Raw genomic sequence first — 17,905 nt, 5'->3', positions numbered from 1 at the left:
TCTAGGCTGAAATTCGGTGCCTTGTCACTCATGGCGCAAGGCCTTGCCCGGCGAAACACTGGCGCTGGCCAGGGCCAGCCCGCCGACGGTCGCCACAGCAATCAGCAGAGAAACGCCCGACCCGGCGAGAAAATACAATGGCGTCAGAGCGATGCGATCGTCAAACTGACTGAGCCAACGCGAAAGGACCAGCCAGGCGATGGGCCAGGCGACGAGATTGGCCAGCAGGACCGGCCTGACGAACTGCCAGACGAGCAGCCGTGCCACTTGCCAGCTTGTTGCGCCCATCGTCTTACGCAGGGCAATTTCGACAAAGCGCGACGAGGTACTGAAAGCCGCCACGCCGTAGAGACCGATCATGCCGATCAAGGCCGACGCCAGTGCAGTAACAGCAAAAAGGTTCGTATTGTGTCGATCCTGATGATAATAGGGTTCCATCGCCTCGGCTCCGGATCGCAGAGCCAGCGGCAGTTCGGGCGCCAGCCTGTGCCACGCCGCGGCCAGCCGGGCGCGCATCACCGATTCGCCCAGGTGATCGTAACGCACAACGGTCGTTGCCTTGGTCAGCGCCCCGAGCGACGGCAAATATATCTGAGGTCCACGACTCTGCGTCGGCGGACCGAAACGCTGGTCTGATACGACTCCGACAACTTTCAACCTTTGGCCTTGCCGTTGCAGAAAGCGCCCCAAGGCCATCTGTGGTGTCCGGCAGCCCAGCGCCCGCGCTGCTGCTTCATTAATATCGACATTCACCACCTCCGGCATATGGTCGAACGGCACATAATCTCCGTCGGACACCACCCGGCCGGCCAGAATGTCGGCATCGAACACCTTGAAATAATCCCGTGTTATGATGGCCCCCATGGCCGGGAATTCGGTTTTGTCAGGCGGCTCGGCCGTCACAATCGGGCGTGCCGGGACGAAATAGAGTCCCGGTACCGTGCCGGTGGACACGGCGACGACATTGGGCAGCGTACGCCAAGCGTCGTGGATCGCTGATATCTGCTGTACGGAAAGTTCGGACGAAATCAGCGATTCGGTCATCAGCAGGCCGTTCCTGTGGAAACCCAGATCGGAGGCTTCCATATGGCGCACCTGCACGGCAAAACCGGTCAGGATGATCAACAAAGCCCCAGCGACACCGAACTGCACGACCACAAGCAGTTCGCGAATCCGCCTTCCCCACCGTCCAGCCCCAACGGAGCCCGCCCCGGCCAGGACCCGCACCGGCTGAATTTCCGACATGACATAGGCAGGATAAAGCCCTGCCAGAAATCCGGTAAGAACAATACCAAGCCCAAGACTGGCCAGGAAAGTCACGTCACCTTCATAGTCGAGATGCAGACGGAGGTCGCAAATGTGATTGATCAGAGGCAGCCCCCCTTCGGTGAGACTTAACCCCAGCAGGCCAGCCGCTGCGGTGACCAGAACCGCCTCGATCAGGAACTGGACGCGTACAACTGTTACAGCTGCCCCAAGGGCCTTGCGCACGGCGATTTCACGCGCGCGCAGTCTGGCTCGGGCCGTCGCCAGATTGACATAGTTGACCAGGGCCGTGATCAGGGCCAGCGTGCCACAAATGGCTGCCGCCAGAACGCCATGACGCGCCGAGCCCTGGCTTAGGTGTTCGGACACCAGAGGAACCGCTCGTGCACGCACAGTCTCGTGCGGCGGCCGCCCGCCAAAGTATGCCGTATTTGTCAGGTTGGGTGGTGATTGATCAACAATGTGATCGATCTGGCGGTTGAAACCCGCGGCCTGGGCGGGCGTATCGAAGACCACAAACGTGCGGCCCGACTCCTGCATCCACGAGTCCCAGAAGAGATTCCTCGCTACCAACTCTGGCGACCATAGTCGAACCAGGGTGAACTTCAGCGATGAATTGGCGGGCATGTCCTTCATCACGCCGCGGATCGTGTAGGTATGGCGCAGTGGCCGCACAGCTGCTCCCGAATTGCCGTTTTCGCGCAGGATCAAGGTCTGACCCACAATATCCGTCCTGCCGAAATATTTGCCTGCCATGCTTTCCGACAGGAAGATTGAATCTGCATCCAGTGCCGTCTCAACCCTTCCGTCCACCAGCTCGATTTTGAACACCTTGAAGAAATCGCGGTCAACCAGTTGTCCTTCCTCTTCCGCGACCTTGTCCCCGGTGCCGACATAGCTGTAGGCGTTCGCCACCCGCGTCCCGACCAGGTCAGGATAGTCCTTATGAATAATGTCCATCGTTGAGCCCGGCGTGGCATATGTTATATCCAGCATCTCCGTGGGGCTCAGGCGCAGGCTGCGCCCCACTTCGTAAATTCTGTCGGCCTGAGGCAGCCAGCGCTCATAGCTGGTCTCGAAGCGGACAAAGAGGCTGACAGTGATAAACACTGCGATCCCGAAGGCTAACCCGAGCAGGTTTAGAGCCGCATACAAAGGATGGCGCAACATCGACCGGTAAAAGGCGACGCCGGCCGACCAGATCAAATCCCCCGCCCAAAAAATATTGCCTTTGTCACTCATGGCGCAAGGCCTTGCCAGGCGAGACACCGGCGGCAGCCAGGGCCAGTCCGCCGACCGTCATTACGGCTATCAGCAGGGAAACGCCCGACCCGGCGAGAAAATACCACGGAGTCAGGGCGATGCGATCGTCGAACTGACTGAGCCAGCGCGACAACACCAGCCAGGCCACGGGCCAGGCGATCAGATTGGCCAGCAGCACCGGCCGGATAAATTGCAAGACGAGCAGCCGGGCCACCTGCCCGCTTGTCGCGCCCATGGTCTTACGCAGGGCAATTTCGACAAAGCGCGCAGAGGTGCCAAATGCAGCCAGGCCGAACAGACCGACGGCGCCGATAATACCGGCCGCAACGGCACCAGCCATGAACAGCAGGGCGGTGCGACGATCCGCGCGGTAATAGACGTCGAGATACTCTTCGGCCGTACTGAAAGACAGGGGAAGGTCGGGCAGGCTGTCGCGCCAAGTCGCCGTCAGCCGTGCCTTTATGACGGCGTCCGTCACCCCAGCGTAACGGATAATCGTCGTTTGCGTTCCCTTGAATATGTCGCAAGCAATATAGAGGGCGGGGCCGATTTTTTCGGTGGGCGCCGCCAGACGTTGGTCAGCAGCGACGCCGACAATGTCGAAGCGGACGGTGTTGAAGCTTATCGACTGGCCAAGAGCGGCCTCCGGCGACGCAAAGCCCAGGTCCGAAACGGCCGTCTCGTTGATCACGACCCGGATGGAACCGCCGGTGGGCATAGTCGCGAGCCAGATTTCATCGGCATAATCGCTTGAGTTCAAAGGTCTCCCGGCCAGAATCGGTGTCGAAAAGGTTTTAAAGTAATCAAGATCACTGTACACGGCCTTGAATGGTACCAGACTGTGCCGTGGCTGCGGCTCCTTGGCCGGCAAGAGGTTAAAGATAAGGTACGGCCCAGGAACGGAGCCTGTTGAAACCGAAACGACGCCGGGCACGCCGCGCCATTTTTCCAATATGGCTGCAACCCGATCGGACGTCAGTCGCAGGGCAATGGTCGACGTCGTGGCCAACCAGTTATGGCGCGAGAAGCCGAGATCGGAGGTTGCCATATGGCGGACCTGGGCCATGAAGCCCTGCATGACGATAAAAAAAGCCACCACCACGGCAAATTGCACGAAAACCAAACCCTGCCGAACACCGCCGCCCAGGCGCGTGGGTCGGGCGGCACCGACGGACGCCAGAACGGCGACGGGTTGAAAACCGGTCAGCAGGATGGCCGGATAAAGTCCGGCCAGTCCGCCGGCAGCCAAGACACTGGTAACCACCAATGCGAGCCAGCCGGCGTCATGACCATAGTCGAGCTTCAAGGCCAAACCACCCAGGCGATTGATGAGCGGCAGGCTTAGTTCAACCACACTAAGCCCGACGATACAGGCCATGACAGCGGTCATTACGCCTTCAATAACGAACTGCAACCGCAATTGCGCGGCATCTGCGCCGTGCACCTTTCGGACAACCACGTCGCGGGCGCGCGTTCCCGCACGCGCGGTCGCCAGGTTGACGTGGTTGATCAAGGCAATCAGCAGGGCCAGCGCTCCGACAGCGCCCAGCGCGACCAGAGGGGGCATGGTGCCCTTCCCGGCCAGATGCTCGGACTCCAGGCGTTGCAGCCGCAACCTGACCAATTCGTGCGGGACGCGGTCCGGATAATAGGCTTCCCAAAAGGCGCTCTTGGCATTGGCGTCAAGCAGCCGATCCAATCGCTGGTCCAGTTGTGCCGCCTGCCCCGGCTTATCCAGGCGCAGGAAAAGACGGACAAAGCCCTGTTGCCAGCCGCGCCACCCGGCGTCGCCTTTCATCGGCGCGGTATCAAGCAACCGAATGAAACCGAAATGCAGGGTGGCATTGGCCGGCGTGTCACGAATAACAGTGCTGACAGTATAGGTGGCGCTGGGCGGGCCTATATTGTGTTTGGTGCTGAGGGACACAGTGTCGTCCATGATGGTCAGGCGTTGTCCGACGACATCGGCCCGGCCGAAATATTTGCGCGCCATGGATTCGGACAGGATGATCGTATCCGGCTGCAGGGCCCGCCCGGGATCGCCGGCGATGAACGGCAGGTCAAAGACGCGAAAGAAATCGCCGTCGACCAGCACCCCTTCTTCCTCGATCAGATCGCTCCCAAATCTGTTTGACCTCCGGAGATTGAAATAGTCGGGCACCACGCGGACCATCGCGGTCTGCGGCGTCTCCGCCCGGAGAATGCCGTACAGTTCAGCGAAGGTCGAGAAACGCGGCTGCGCGTCGGGTACAGGAACGATGCGCCGTGTCGTCACTTCGTAGATGTCGTGGGAACCAGTGATCCATTGGTCGTAACTGGTCTCGAAACGGACAAACAGGCTGATCGTGACGAATACGGCGATGCCGAAGCTGAGGCCCACAAGATCCAGCGCCGCGAACAGCGGATGGCGCAACATTGACCGGTAAAGCGCTTTGGCAGCCGACCAGATCAAGTCCCCCGCCCCCCGAAGCACGCCCTAAACCTCGCGCGTGACCGACAATAACAGCCGGCCATCGAGCATATCGACCTGCCGTCCCGCCTGATCGGCCTGGGCATGGGAATGGGTCACCATGACCACCGTCGCGCCGTCGTGATTCAGCCCTTTCAGTATAGCCATGACCTGGGCACCGTTCTCGCTGTCGAGATTTCCGGTCGGCTCATCCGCCAGGATCAGCTCGGGTGAACCCACCACAGCCCGCGCTATGGCCACGCGTTGCTGCTGACCACCGGACAGCTGATGCGGAAAATGCCGTGCGCGATGTGACATACCCACCCGGTCCATGGCCGCCTCGACCTTGGCGCGCCGTTCACGGCCCGCCAGACGGCGATACAGCACACCCAGCTCGATATTTTCAAAGACATTCAGGTCGTCGACCAGATTGAAGCTCTGAAAGACGAAGCCCAAGTGCCGGGCGCGAAATTCCGCCAGCCTGGCTTCGTTCAGCCGCGTCAGGTCCTCGCCATCGAAGAAGTAATGACCGGAGGTCGGCTGATCAATAGCCCCGAGAATGTTCAATAAAGTTGATTTTCCGCAGCCCGACGGCCCCATGACCGCCAGGAACTCGCCGCGCCCGATGCTCAGATCGACATTGCGCAGGGCCGCCGTCGCCACGTCGGCCGAATGGTACAGTCGCGATATATTCTGCAGATCGATCATGCCAGGCCCTACCCCAAAATCCGCATTTTCCGACGGGCCGAATCCCGGACGGTGCTACGGAAATATCACGGCCTGCGCTGGGTGTCCGCCCGTTTCATTACCGTCGATTGGGCGGCGCGGCTTGAGGGTGCGTGCAGATGACATGTCACGGCGGTGGCATGGCCGATAAGGCCGTACCTCCGCCGCGATCAGTCCCCTCCCGGCGCCCCCCGCTAGGCATCCGGACAATGACTTGCAAAGCTTTGCAGGCCGGATCGTCCAGATCCACGGTTACATTACCACAATTTCATCAAAGACATAAACAGCAGATATTATTTGACTTTTTGCAATATTGCGGCCATTTTCCGGTCACCTTCCACCTTATAAGTGTCCGATTCCGAACATGTCCCAGACTCGCCGCGCCGCCCTGTTTCTCGATGACGACGCCGATATCCTCGCCGCCGCCGAACTGGCCCTGCGTCGCCACGGCTATGACATGATTTGCGTCCAGACGCCCGAGGACGCCCGGGTGCAACTGGCCGCCCGCAAGTTCGACATTATCCTGCTCGATCTCAATTTCCGCCGCGGCGACACCTCCGGTGAGGCCGGCCTCAGTTTTCTCGAGGAGCAGATGAAAGCCGGCCTGACGACGCCCGTGGTCGTCGTGACCGGCCATAGCGGCCTCAGCATCGCCGTACGCGCCATGCGCCTGGGGGCCGATGATTTCGTCGTCAAGCCCTGGCACAATGAACGCCTGCTGGCGACCGTCAATGCCGCCATCGAACAGCCGCGTGTCCAGGCGCCGCCCCCGCCGCCGCAAGACCTCAATCTGGAACGCTCCGAACGCGAACTGATCCGCGAGGCGCTGAGCCGCCATGAGTATAATATTTCCCATGCCGCCAAGGAACTGGGCCTGACGCGCGCGGCACTCTACCGGCGTATGGAAAAACATGGACTCTAAGGGGCTGATTGCGGCGATAGCGGCCCATTTCGGTGTCTTCATCTGCGGCGCCCTGTTCTGGCGTGCAGCGACGCACGGCCACGTGGCGACGGCCACGGTTTGCGCCATCGTGACCCTGGTTCTGGTCAGCCTGTTGTTGCGCGGCCGGCGCCGTGCCGTGCCGGCGGCCAATCGCGGTCCCGACGCCACCTATACCTCCGAACAGAGCGCCCGCCGCCTGCGCGCCCTGGTCGACGAAGCCCCCTCACCGCTTCTGCTGCAGGAAGAGGACGGCCGCCTGATCGCTGTCAATCGCGCAGCCCGCCAGATGTTCGATGCCTCATCGGTCCTGCCGGTGGCGACACGGCGCGCCCTGTTGGGCCCAGGCGATCGACTGGACACTCTGCACGGCCAGATCGACTGGGCCGGCGGCCGCTATGCAATCCACAAGGCCAGGATCGACTACACCCTCCTGGCCATTCTGATCGACATCACCTCCGAAGTGCGCGCAGCCGAGGCCTCGGCCCTGCGCGACCTGTTGAAGGTGCTGAACCACGAACTGATGAACGCCCTGACCCCGGTGGCGTCGATGAGCCGCAGCGCCCTGGACCTGATTTCCGACAATACGCCCGAAAGTCTCGATGATGCGCGTTGTGCGCTGGAGCGCGTCGTAGCGCGAACCGAAGGCCTGGTGGGCTTTGTCGATTCCTACCGCATCCTGACCCGTCTTCCGCCACCCGAAATCCGGCATGTCGCCGTTGTACCGTTCGCGGAAGAACTGGCCGAAGGCTTTCGCGCCCAGTGGACGCAACGGGGCGTAGCCCTTGACCTGACCCCGCCCGCCCACGCCGTCAGCGCCATGATGGATGCCGACCAGATACGGCTGTGCCTCACCAACCTTCTGAACAACGCCGCCGAGGCCGCGCTGGCCAATTCCGAGTTTCAACGCGACTCCCAATCCCAGGACCCGTCCAAATCTCAGGTCGGGCCCAAGGTGCGCCTGACCTTCGACGTGATCGAAAGCGCCATTGAGATATCTGTCGAAGACACTGGAAAGGGCGTGGAAGCGAGCCTGGCCGAAACCATTTTCCTGCCCTTCTACACCACCAAGCCGACCGGTACCGGCGTCGGCCTGAGCCTGGCACGGCAGATCCTGCAGGGCCACGGCAGCGTTCTGACCCTGCGGCCGCTGTCGGACCTGGGCGGCGCGCATTTCTGTTTCGCGCTTGAACGCCCCTATAGCGCGCTCAATCCGTGGGAAGCGGCCCTATAGTTGCGTGGGCCCAATCTTTGCATGGTAAACGGGCAATTTACCCTTTAACTCAATACCTTAGTCCCCAGATTTGGGCAATTATGTTGCACTGCAGGCGATTGTTGAGCTTGAATCTTCAAATAATCACAGCTATGTTGATCATGTTGCTGCGGTCACTTCCCCCCTCGAACGCAGCAACTTGACGGGCGCCTTGCCCCCCAAGGCGCCCGTCTACCCTCTCCGCACAATCAAATTAGTCAATACGGCGTTGGTACTGCATGGCCAATCTGTGTGCGTTGGGCTTCGCCGGACACAATTGAAACATTTGCAGCGGACGCGCGGCATCAGACTGCAACACAAGGCTGCCAGGATAAGGGCTAATCCACACCGGAGCCTTCGTCATGACACCGCAGCAAATCCATCTCGTCCAGTCCAGCCATAACCTGGTCGTCGTCCACGGCCTCGCCGCCGCCGACATATTCTATGGCAACCTGTTCGAGCTCGACCCGGCCCTGCGTCCGATGTTCCGCGGCGACATGACCGCTCAGGGCAAGATGCTGCTGCAAGCCATCGCCTTTGTCGTCGCCAATCTCAGCGACCCGCAACGCCTGATCCCGGTCGTCCAGGCCCTGGGGGTGCGTCATGTCGCCTACGGCGTGACACCCGAACATTATGAAACAGTGGGAACGGCCCTGATCACGACCCTGGGGCAGGCCCTGGGTGACATGTTCGATGCTGACACCCGCCAGGCCTGGACCGAGGCTTACGGCCTATTGTCGAGTGTCATGATCGAGGGCGCCTATCCATTGCAAAAGTCAGCGTAGTCCTCCCCACTCGTGGGGAGGTGGCGCGACGCCCGCGCTCTTCGCGCGGGGCCGCGACGGAGGGGATGGTGCCCTGCCCGCGATCTTCTCTCCTCATAAGCCGTGTCCACTTTGTCGGATTGTGCTCTAGGCAGGCGGGCGGGATTCGGGCATAACCGGCCAGCCCATCAGCCAAGAGCAAGACATGCCCCCTTTCCTGACGCCGGTTTTTTCCCGCACCAAAACCTTTCTCGATAAGCTGTGGAACGCCGACGACCAGACCCTGCGCTGGGTTCTCGGGCTTTTGATCGTCGTCCTGGCCTGTTTCAATTTCGTGCGCGACATCAACAACCCTCCGCACGCCTTCTGGGATGAATCCTACTATCTGACGGCCGCCGAGCGCTATTCCGACCACACGGCACAATATGCGTCGCACCCGCCGCTTGCCTTCATGTTCATGGATCTGGGCACGACGATCAACGGCGCCAACAAACATCTCGACACCCATTTCATGGCGGAGGTCAAGAAACTCGACACGCGCGTCGTTCCCAAGGGCTACGACTTCACCGGCATTCGCATGCCATCGGCCCTGTTCGCCGTTATAGGTGCGCTGCTCTTCTACCTGATCGTCCTGCGCCTGACCAACGAGGCGTTCGAGGCTTTCGTCTTCTCCCTGCTGTTCGTCTTCGAAAACGCCTATATCGTCCATTTTCGAGCCGCCCATCTCGATTCCTACCAGATGACCTTCACCCTGGCCTCGATCCTGGTCTGGCTGAATACCTTCGGGCGCGAGCCGAAACGGCCCCTTCTCACCTATGCCTTGTTCGGCCTGCTGTGCGGTCTCAGCTTCATGACCAAGGTCAATTCCCTGGTCATGCTGTTCCTGGCCGGCCTCAGCCTGCTGCGCGCTATATGGGTCGACCGCTCACGCCTGGTCGTACTGCAAAGTATAGCGCGGGGGACGGCGAGCGCCGTGGCCTTCGCATCGATGGTCGTGCTGGTCTTCACCCTGCACGTCGTCCTCAATCCGAACGCACCCGATCCAAAGACGAAGTCCGGCGAAAAGGACCTGCGTTATATGGGCCAGGTCTATCAGGACTACCTGCATAAGAAGCGGCCCCTGTCGCCGGCCGTCGTCTGGGACGCCACGGCGGGTTATTACGACTACATGAAGCACGACTTCACCGGTGAGATCAAAACCGAATCCAATGGCTCGCAGCCGATCCTGTGGCCGTTCATGAACAAGATCATCAACTACCGCTGGGATTTCGACGGCAAACGGACGGCCTATACCCAGATGGTCGGCAATCCGGTCGACTGGGGCCTAGGCGCCATCGGCATTGTCGGCGCCGCCGTCCTGGTCTTCAGCCGCCGCGCCCGTCGCCTTGAAAGCGAGCGCGGCAATACCGACTACGACCGGCTCGAAGCCCTGCTCACCATGTACGTCGTCTTCTGGGTCTTCCACATCTGGTTGGGCACCCAGCGCGTCATGTATATCTACCACTATTTTATTGGCCTCGCCCTCAGCTTCATGCTGGTGCCGCTGGTGTTCAAGATCACAGCGCGCAAGTTCGCCATACTGGACCGCTACCGCTTTGCTGTCCTGTGCTGCCTCAGTGTCCTCATCGCCGCCAGCTATCTGTGGTTCGCGCCCTTGACCTATCACCAGCTGATGACGCGCGGGCAATGCGAGATGCACAATGTGCCGGTCACAACCGTGGTGTGCCGGCCGACCAAGAAGGCCTTGCCCGCGCCGCCGGCAAGCCAGCTATAGGCCGGCAACCACGGTGATATGCGGCGGAATGTCGAGTCCGTCGCCGACATAAACATAGCCTTCGTCACGATGCGCGAAGCCGCAGCGCGTCCAGATGTCGCGCGACGGGGCATTGGCCTCGGTCTCGACAATGCTCGCTCGCATTTCACCAGTCGGCATCCGGGCCATGACCTCTGCCACCAAAGCTATCTCGACGTCCAGGCCGAGTACGCGACAACTCATGACGAACTGCAGAACCTCGGCGCCCGCGACACACAGCACGCCCACCAGTCCGTAGCTGGTGTGGATGTCCGCGACTCGCAGCGTGTAGAAAATACCGCCGCGCGCCAGAAAGGCTTCGGCCTCGGCGTGCGTCCAGCGTCGGCCGTTCGTGTTGAACTGGTTGGTCTTGTTGAGCAGTTCGAAAGCACGGGTAAACGCCGGATCGTCAACCGCCGTCACCGGCGTCACGGCAATTTCGATATTCAACGACGCCAGGAATGCCTCGCGCGACAAGGTTCTGCGGCTGAGTTCGCGTTCGCCCTGGGCCTGAATCATCTCGGTCCGCCGCGCTGATTCCGCCGTAACCGTGGCGACTTGGGTTTCCGCCGACCACAGCAGGATGCGCCGCCACAGGTACGGATTGGCCCCCAGCACGCGCATATCCGGAAATGCGCCCTGGACCGCGGCGCGTTCGGTCGGATTGTCGTCGATGAACAGGACGCTGTGCGGCAGCAGGTTTACCTCGGCCAATATCTCCGCGATATTCTCGGCCTTGGGCTGCCAATTGATGCGGTGAATGGCGAAGCTTTCCAGCGGCAGCAGGCGCTCGAAGGGCCACATGCCGCGTATCCGGTCCTCGCTGTTCTTCGAGACTATGCCCAGAATGATGCCGCGCCGCTTCAGAAACACCAGGGCCTCGGCAAAGCCCACCGGCCAGCCCTCTGTGTCGGTGTGACCGGTCTCCGCCAGGACACCGCGCCACAGGGTGTCGTCGAGATCGATCAACACCATCTTGATGCTGTCCGTCTGATGCAAGGTACGATATTGCGCCACAACGTCCCGCCAGATCAGGGACGCGAAGGCTTCGACGCGGGTCGGATAGTAGGCTTTCACCGGCTGCAGCGGCTCGAGCCGCGCCTGGTCACCGGAAAAATCGGCATCGGACAGCACCGAAGCGTGTCCGGTCACCCAGACCATGTCGTCCTGGATAAACCGTTTGCCCAGGGTCGCGGCAATCTGGTCGATATCGACCAGATGCACGTTGCGAAAGCGGTCCAGCTCTGCCGCCAGGTGAACATTGAGGCGCTCGATGAAATGGACGAAGTTGCGCAGATCATAGCGCGGCATCAGTCGTCCCATGGCGTTTTGTTGCGGTACCAGAAAGTTGGTGACGAAACTCAACAAGCCGTGCTGACGGTTCCACGCCAGCAGGGCATCCAGCATCTGCGATATGCGACTGCAAGACATTTCGAACAGTTGCTCGAAGGCGGCCGGATCGTCATAGGCCAGGCCGAAATGCGCGCCATCCGGCAGGATCGCCCGCAGAGGTATCTGAACGAACTGGAAATCGTAGGCATCGACTGGCTGTGGCGGAGCTTCCGGCAAGCCGGCGGCATTGTTGACGAGGACAAAATCGGTCTCGCACGCCGGCGTCTCGCTGCCAAAAATCTTCGGCAGTCCGGAGGCCAGGCAGGAGCCGATAACCAGGCCGCGGCGGAAGACGGTCGGCCGCGTCTGCAGGTCGCCCGGCGTACGATAGTCCAGATCATCGACCGGCAGGACATCCAGCTCTATGTCCTCACCGTGCATCAGCCGCCGCGTGACGTCACGCTTTCTGTGCGAGGTCAGGATATCGGCCATGCCCAGCCAGGCCCGCACGTGTTCCGGCGCGAAATGCCGCAAGGTGCGCCAGCGCGCGAAGGCCGTCCGGCTATCGCCCCTCTGCGCGGCCAGTTGCGCGGCGGCGTCCCACAGCCAGATATGGGCTGGAAATCGCGGCAATTGCGCCGCAACGATCGCCTCTGCCTCGTCGAGCCGTCCCTGGCCGGACAGAATTTCGATAACGGCGGCAAAAGGTGTGGCGTCATCCGGAAAGGCGTCACAGATCGCGCGATAGCGCACCAGCGCCGACTCGATATCACCACGCGCCCGCAACATCTGCGCCAGTTCGCAACCCGCCCACAGGCCGGAATTGTCGTTCAGCCAGTCGCTGAGCAGGCTCTCCGCCAGATCGCCGCGCCCCTTTGCCGCCAGGGCGCGCGCCATGTCGACCGCCATCAGGTCCTGGTTCGCTGCCGCCCGTCGGAAGTCCTCCAGTCGCTGTGAAATTTCGGCGGAATCATTAATGTCGACCGCGGTGTGAACCCGCGCAATCACCGTTTCCGCTGCTGCGGCCGGTTCGGCCGTCGCCGGACGTCCCGGCTTCAGAAATTGTTTCAAGCGGTCAAAGGACATTGCGCCCGTCGTCTCCAATTTCCGCACCGGCTCATACGGAACTGAACAGGTCGTATCATCCGGATTACGGAACCGCAATCGGACAAGGCCCTTGAAACAGGCCGATTGTTACCGCACCTGAAGCAGGCTGCGTTCCGTGCCGCGCAGGCGGACGGCGCTCAGCACGCCGGTCATGTAGACGCCGGAATCGATGCCGATGCGCCACGGTGTGTCGATCTCAGGCTCCTGCGGCGTGTGGCCGTGCACCACGACTTGGTCGCACGCCTTGTCCGCCTTCAGGAAGCGGCCGCGCATATACATGAAGATTTCAGGCCCCTGCTCGCTCAACGGCCGGTCGGGATCGACCCCCGCATGGACGAACAGATAGTCGCCGTCCGAATAGGAGGCCGGCAGGCGGCGCAGCATATCGACATGGTCGCGATCCATGGCTGCCCGGAACCTGTCGCGCGTCTGGCTCCATATGGCGACATCGTTGGCGAGATAAGGCATGTCCACGCCATAGGAGGCCATGGTCGCCGCCCCGCCCCAGATGCGCCAGGTCTCACCGATCGTCGGGTCGTCGAGAAAACGCAGCAGGATATGTTCGTGATTGCCCATCAGGACAACCGGATCGCACCAGCGCGCGTTTTCGAAGCGCATGATGCGCTCAAGGACCTGGCGCGACGACGGGCCGCGGTCGATATAGTCGCCCAGCAGGATGACGCGCGGCCGCTCGCCGATCAGCCCGGCATCGACTTGAATACGGTCGAGCAGACGCTCGAACAGCGCGTCATAGCCGTGGATATCGCCGATGGCGTAGGTTAATTGTGCAATGCGGGAGGTCATGGGCCGGTTCTAGCGCCAGACGCTCCCGATGTCACGATCTCTAAATCGCGATCCCGAGATCTATACTGCCTGTATAGCCGGCCGCAATACTGCCCGACGGGGTGATGGTCGATGCCGCCAGTTGCGCCGTCGTATCGTCGCTGAAGACATTGTCCGTTGCGAAGGCAATGGCGTTGAGATTGGCGATGCTGGCGCTATATCCGCTGGCTGCAGCATAAAACGCGACCGAGAACGGCCGGTCGAAGGCAAACTGCGTCGTCTTGAGCCGGTTGGTGTAGGAGGTTGCGGTGCTCAGGCTCGGATAGACCTCGACATGGATGTGCGGCATGCGACCGGAATAACAGCCCGGTATGACCGTCGTGAAGGTCACCTCGCCGTTCGTGTCGCTAACCTGGACGCCGCGCAGATAGTTCTGGGTGGTGACGCCCGACGAATAGAGCGAATATTTGCCGTCCAGCGTGCAGTGCCAGATATAGATGGCGTAGCCGGCCAGCGGCGTGCAGCCGAGATTGGTATTGACCAGGCGGATCGTCAGGGTCAGTTGCACACCACTCGCCGTTCCGGAATAGGCGCCGACGCTGGTGCGGATATCGCTGCGCACGATCCCCGATGTGGTCAGGACATTGATCACGCTGCCCGACACGGAGTTGGAGCCGTCACCGGGATAGGGGCCGTTGGTCTCTTCCGGCAGGGTCGTACAGGTACCGGCCGAGGACGACGAAGACGAACTACTGGAACTGGATGAGCTGGACGAGGAACTGCTGGAACTCGATGATGACGATGATGACGACGACACGCTGACCGTGGTGCCGGATGAACTGCCACCACCGCCGCACGCCGCCAGGGCCGAGGTCGACAGGGCGGTCATGCCGATCAGGCCCAGCGCCCGCCGACGCGGCATGACGGACTGAATGAGGTCTTCGAGGCTGCTCTCGTCCTTGTGATAGTTGTCCTTGTGGTGGTGGTCCTTGTGATAGTTATCTGGCATGGAAATCCCCGGATGCGATGGTTACACATCCATCGGTACGGGCTGATTGCGGCAAATCTTCCGATCGCTTTATTTCAACAACGTCAAAAATGTTTCAACTTCGAAATACTGTGGCGGTCCATATAAGAATATATCCACAGATTACACCGATTACACAGATTAAGAGCGTAGATGATAATCAGATAAATTCTGACGTCTGGATAAAACCTATAAAAAAATCGCTTCGCGATCGGGAATTAGACTAAGCATCAAAATATATCCCAAATAGGCGATAGAAAATCTGTGTAATCTGTGTAATCTGTGGAAAAAAACTTCACAGCTGGTTCAGCTCGCAATAAATTCGGCCGAAAGCACGCAATCCGGCTCAAAGCTTGGTTGGCAGGTCGATATCGCTGACCATGCGCTCACCGCCGACGCGCGACAGCTGCACCACGACATCGATCAGGGAATTGGCATAGGCCAGGGTCTCCAGCCGCGTCAGTTGCGTCCCGGATTGCATGACCATCAAGGCGATCTGTTCCAGCGCGCCCTTGGGCGTATTGGCGTGGACGGTCGTGAAAGACCCGGGGTGGCCGGTATTGATGGCGCGCAGGAAGGTCGTCGCCTCCTCGCCGCGGATTTCACCGACGATGATCCGGTCGGGCCGCAGGCGCAGGCTGGCCTGCAGCAGGTCGTTGATCGTCACCCGTGCCTCGCCCATCTCACCCTTGACCGCCACCAGGCGCAGCGAATTGGCGTGGGCGCAGGCGATTTCGGGCGTATCCTCGACCAGGATAATGCGTTCGTGGAGCGGAATCGTCTTCAGGAGCGCGTTCAGAAAAGTCGTCTTGCCCGAACTGGTGCCGCCGGAAATCAGGATGGTCTTGCGCGCCGTCACAGCCTCCTTCAGGAAGGCGATCGGGTTCTTGCGCGCATAGGCCAGGTCGTCGCGCTTGCCCCTACCCGCGAGATCGGGAATCGGCCCGCGATCATAGGCATCGAGACTGAGATCGACCATGCGATGCCGGCGGATAGCCAGGGCCCAGTGTTTCGCCGCCGGCGGTCCGACCAGTTGCACACGTTCGCCCGACGGCAAAGACGCGGCCAGCAGCGGATTTTCGCGATTGATCCCCTGGTGGGCGACACGGGCAATCTGCGCCGCCAGCCGCGCCAGCAGCACATCATCGACCTCAGGCATCTCTAGGCGCTGCATCGTCGGTTGACCCGACACCTCGATCCACACCTCGCCCGGCCGGTTGACCAGGATTTCGGTAATCTCGTCGCGCTCCAGAAAATCGAGGAACGGCTTGAGATAGGTGCGCAGATAGACGCCGTCGAGCGGGATCACCTGAGGTTCCGCAACAGCCATGGCTACTGACCCAGGCTGAAGTCGAGATCGCGGGCGGCGAAGACCTGGATCGGTGCGCCCTGCGGCACCTTGATGGTCGGCGGGATCTTGGCGTCGGCCGACAGGGCCTCGCTGATCACGCCTTGCGCTTCGGACGAGGTACCGATGACGATGGTCGACTTGCTGCTGCCCCCGGCGGCGGCAGTCAGGCCATTGACCACCGACAGCAACATGGCCGAACCGAAACGCTTGGCGAAGTGGCTGTTGACCCGGCCGGTCATGCCCGCCTGGCCCAGGTCATCGGTTGCCGGCGACGCCAGTTGGATCGACAGGCCGTCGGGACGGATCAGCCGGTTCCAGATGATAAAGGCACGGGTTTCACCACTGGTCAGGCCGCTCTTGTATTGGCCGACCAGACGCGACCCCTTGGGGATCAGGATGGCCGTGCCGTCGAAGCTGCGGATATCGCGCGACACTACGGCGCGCGTGTAGCCCGGCAGGTCGGAATTGATGGCGGTTTCCAACACGGCCGGAATGAAGGCGCCTTGTGGCACGACCTTTGACGGATCGCCGATCTTCCACGCCTTTTGGGTGACATCGCCATTGATCGTTGCAGCGAACTGGTCGTTGGGATTGAGAATCGGCCGGGAGGCCGCTGCGGCGCCCGAAGCCGGTGCCGCGGCCTGAACGCCTGGCGCGGTCGAGTTGTCGATGATCATGGCCGGCGCACGCACACCATTGTCGGGCACAGCAGTTGGCGGCGGCGCCGGATTGGGCTGCGGCATGGGCTGGACGAAGGACTGCGGTGGGGTCGAGTCGATAGGTGGATTGAGGCTTGGGTCGATGGGCGGCAGGGTCGACGGCGGCGGCTGGGTGGCGACCGCGGGCGGAGGCGGCGCAGGCTTGGGTGCCGGGTTCGGCAGGGTGAACATGACGACGCCGCCCAGGGCGACGGCGCCGATGATGCCGGCGGCCAGGCCAGCCTGGTCGCCCAGGCCACCCTTTTTCGCCACCTGGGGCATGGCGCGCTGGGAGGCGGCTTCGAGATCATCCGGATCGAGTTTCAGACGCGGGTCATTGCCGGCAGGGAGAGGTTTGCGGGCCATTATGTGCCTCCTCCCGAAGCATTCGACTTGCCGCGCGGCTTGGGCGACAGGGCGTCCAGGCCTTCGATACGGAATGAGTCGTTATAGATGACGGTCTTCTGATCGGCCTGGCGCAGGACGAACCCGCGCGCCACCTGCTCGACCACCATATAGTCGCCGCGCGTCGCATAGTTGACGATGCTCTCGCTATTGTCGGCATTGAGCGCATAGACGGCCGGGGTTTCGGCGCCGGCCGGCCAGCGCAGATAGGTCGAGACGCCGTCGTCGAAGACGCGGATCGGCACCAGGGACGTCGAACCGGAATAGGTATAGGCGCTGTTGCGTTTTTCCGGCAATGGCAGGAAGGCGTTGGGATCGACCGGGCCGGCCGGAGTCTTGGCCGGAGGCGGCGCGACCGGTGGATAAAGAAAGCGCAGGTCGTAGACAATATTGCCGCGCGCGCAGACGGAATCCGGGGCGCTGCGCAGCTCGAAATTATAGCTTCGCTTGGTTGTCACGACCGACATGTTGGAAAAGGCGTGCAAAATGATCGGCTTGACGAACAGAAGGGTCGCCTTCTTGTTCGGCGTCACCTGCCACTGGGCGGCGTCGCCCAAGCCCACATTTTCAATCAATTCACCCGGCTCGAAGCTGATCATGGTCTGGAAGTTGAGGCAGCCCTCCAGCTTGATGATCTCTTCCGGATCGTAGGGAATGGTTTTCAGGCGCTGATCCTCGTCCGGGTCCTGGGCCTGCGCCCCCCCAGCCATCACGGCCAGCATTGCAATAAGCGGTAACGGTTTCATCATC

Annotated in this window: 13 protein-coding genes; 4 read left to right on the top strand and 9 right to left on the bottom strand. The window is 61.3% G+C overall.

Going from position 1 to position 17,905, the window contains the following annotated elements; genetic code table 11:
- Nucleotides 1-24 precede the first annotated feature (24 nt).
- The 3 genes from AC1DXO_RS24835 to AC1DXO_RS24825 are packed head-to-tail and all read right to left on the bottom strand — an operon-like array spanning nucleotide 25 to nucleotide 5,686.
- Nucleotides 25-2,508, bottom strand: a complete 2,484-nt coding sequence (locus AC1DXO_RS24835; protein ID WP_476980903.1) for an ABC transporter permease — start codon at nucleotides 2,506-2,508, stop codon at nucleotides 25-27.
- Entirely contained in the window at nucleotides 2,501-4,981 is a 2,481-nt protein-coding gene (locus AC1DXO_RS24830) for an ABC transporter permease (RefSeq protein ID WP_476980902.1), read from the bottom strand. Before AC1DXO_RS24830 ends, AC1DXO_RS24835 begins: the two co-directional genes overlap by 8 nt.
- Before the next feature lie 24 nt (nucleotides 4,982-5,005).
- The gene (locus AC1DXO_RS24825) at nucleotides 5,006-5,686 is read right to left on the bottom strand and encodes an ABC transporter ATP-binding protein (protein ID WP_476980901.1); all 681 of its coding nucleotides are present in this window, start codon (nucleotides 5,684-5,686) and stop codon (nucleotides 5,006-5,008) included.
- 382 nt (nucleotides 5,687-6,068) lie between these two features.
- Between AC1DXO_RS24825 and AC1DXO_RS24820 the strand changes: the two genes are divergently transcribed.
- The 4 genes from AC1DXO_RS24820 to AC1DXO_RS24805 all read left to right on the top strand — a co-directional run bounded on the left by AC1DXO_RS24820 (nucleotide 6,069) and on the right by AC1DXO_RS24805 (nucleotide 10,434).
- A complete protein-coding gene (locus AC1DXO_RS24820) occupies nucleotides 6,069-6,626 on the top strand; it encodes a response regulator transcription factor (protein WP_476980900.1) in 558 nt (185 codons plus the stop codon).
- Nucleotides 6,616-7,878 carry a sensor histidine kinase gene (locus AC1DXO_RS24815; RefSeq protein ID WP_476980899.1) on the top strand — a complete coding sequence of 421 codons (1,263 nt, stop codon included), beginning with the start codon at nucleotides 6,616-6,618 and terminating at the stop codon, nucleotides 7,876-7,878. Before AC1DXO_RS24820 ends, AC1DXO_RS24815 begins: the two co-directional genes overlap by 11 nt.
- A gap of 380 nt (nucleotides 7,879-8,258) precedes the next feature.
- Nucleotides 8,259-8,681, top strand: coding sequence for a globin family protein (locus tag AC1DXO_RS24810; protein ID WP_476980898.1), 423 nt, complete (start codon nucleotides 8,259-8,261; stop codon nucleotides 8,679-8,681).
- Nucleotides 8,682-8,865: 184 nt separating this feature from the next.
- Nucleotides 8,866-10,434, top strand: coding sequence for a phospholipid carrier-dependent glycosyltransferase (locus AC1DXO_RS24805; protein WP_476980897.1), 1,569 nt, complete (start codon nucleotides 8,866-8,868; stop codon nucleotides 10,432-10,434).
- Here the strand turns inward: AC1DXO_RS24805 and AC1DXO_RS24800 are convergent.
- The 6 genes from AC1DXO_RS24800 to AC1DXO_RS24775 form a co-directional block, all read right to left on the bottom strand.
- Entirely contained in the window at nucleotides 10,429-12,870 is a 2,442-nt protein-coding gene (locus tag AC1DXO_RS24800; protein ID WP_476980896.1) for an HAD-IIIC family phosphatase, read from the bottom strand. The genes AC1DXO_RS24805 and AC1DXO_RS24800 overlap by 6 nt on opposite strands.
- A 108-nt stretch (nucleotides 12,871-12,978) precedes the next feature.
- On the bottom strand, nucleotides 12,979-13,695 hold the full coding sequence (locus AC1DXO_RS24795; protein WP_476980895.1) for a metallophosphoesterase: 717 nt from the start codon (nucleotides 13,693-13,695) through the stop codon (nucleotides 12,979-12,981).
- 40 nt (nucleotides 13,696-13,735) lie between these two features.
- On the bottom strand, nucleotides 13,736-14,683 hold the full coding sequence (locus tag AC1DXO_RS24790) for a dioxygenase family protein (RefSeq protein ID WP_476980894.1): 948 nt from the start codon (nucleotides 14,681-14,683) through the stop codon (nucleotides 13,736-13,738).
- Between the two features lie 364 nt (nucleotides 14,684-15,047).
- Nucleotides 15,048-16,031: a P-type DNA transfer ATPase VirB11 gene (gene virB11 / locus AC1DXO_RS24785; protein WP_476980893.1), complete on the bottom strand. Its 984-nt coding sequence runs from the start codon at nucleotides 16,029-16,031 to the stop codon at nucleotides 15,048-15,050.
- A 2-nt stretch (nucleotides 16,032-16,033) separates the two neighbouring features.
- Entirely contained in the window at nucleotides 16,034-17,116 is a 1,083-nt protein-coding gene (gene virB10, locus AC1DXO_RS24780) for a type IV secretion system protein VirB10 (protein ID WP_476980892.1), read from the bottom strand.
- The gene (locus AC1DXO_RS24775; protein ID WP_476980891.1) at nucleotides 17,116-17,904 is read right to left on the bottom strand and encodes a TrbG/VirB9 family P-type conjugative transfer protein; all 789 of its coding nucleotides are present in this window, start codon (nucleotides 17,902-17,904) and stop codon (nucleotides 17,116-17,118) included. Before AC1DXO_RS24775 ends, virB10 begins: the two co-directional genes overlap by 1 nt.
- Between the last annotated feature and the right edge of the window lies 1 nt (nucleotide 17,905).

This window comes from Asticcacaulis sp. P2_C5, from assembly GCF_056404555.1.
This window is presented reverse-complemented; position numbering and strand designations above follow the sequence as displayed.

Bases quoted from the DNA above. Each gene is read 5' to 3' on its own strand.
- AC1DXO_RS24820 (WP_476980900.1), top strand. From the start codon at position 6,069: ATGTCCCAGACTCGCCGCGCCGCCCTGTTTCTCGATGACGACGCCGAT.
- AC1DXO_RS24795 (WP_476980895.1), bottom strand. From the start codon at position 13,695: ATGACCTCCCGCATTGCACAATTAACCTACGCCATCGGCGATATCCAC.
- AC1DXO_RS24825 (WP_476980901.1), bottom strand. From the start codon at position 5,686: ATGATCGATCTGCAGAATATATCGCGACTGTACCATTCGGCCGACGTG.
- AC1DXO_RS24790 (WP_476980894.1), bottom strand. From the start codon at position 14,683: ATGCCAGATAACTATCACAAGGACCACCACCACAAGGACAACTATCAC.
- AC1DXO_RS24815 (WP_476980899.1), top strand. From the start codon at position 6,616: ATGGACTCTAAGGGGCTGATTGCGGCGATAGCGGCCCATTTCGGTGTC.
- virB11 (WP_476980893.1), bottom strand. From the start codon at position 16,031: ATGGCTGTTGCGGAACCTCAGGTGATCCCGCTCGACGGCGTCTATCTG.
- AC1DXO_RS24775 (WP_476980891.1), bottom strand. From the start codon at position 17,904: ATGATGAAACCGTTACCGCTTATTGCAATGCTGGCCGTGATGGCTGGG.
- AC1DXO_RS24835 (WP_476980903.1), bottom strand. From the start codon at position 2,508: ATGAGTGACAAAGGCAATATTTTTTGGGCGGGGGATTTGATCTGGTCG.
- AC1DXO_RS24800 (WP_476980896.1), bottom strand. From the start codon at position 12,870: ATGTCCTTTGACCGCTTGAAACAATTTCTGAAGCCGGGACGTCCGGCG.
- AC1DXO_RS24810 (WP_476980898.1), top strand. From the start codon at position 8,259: ATGACACCGCAGCAAATCCATCTCGTCCAGTCCAGCCATAACCTGGTC.
- virB10 (WP_476980892.1), bottom strand. From the start codon at position 17,116: ATGGCCCGCAAACCTCTCCCTGCCGGCAATGACCCGCGTCTGAAACTC.
- AC1DXO_RS24805 (WP_476980897.1), top strand. From the start codon at position 8,866: ATGCCCCCTTTCCTGACGCCGGTTTTTTCCCGCACCAAAACCTTTCTC.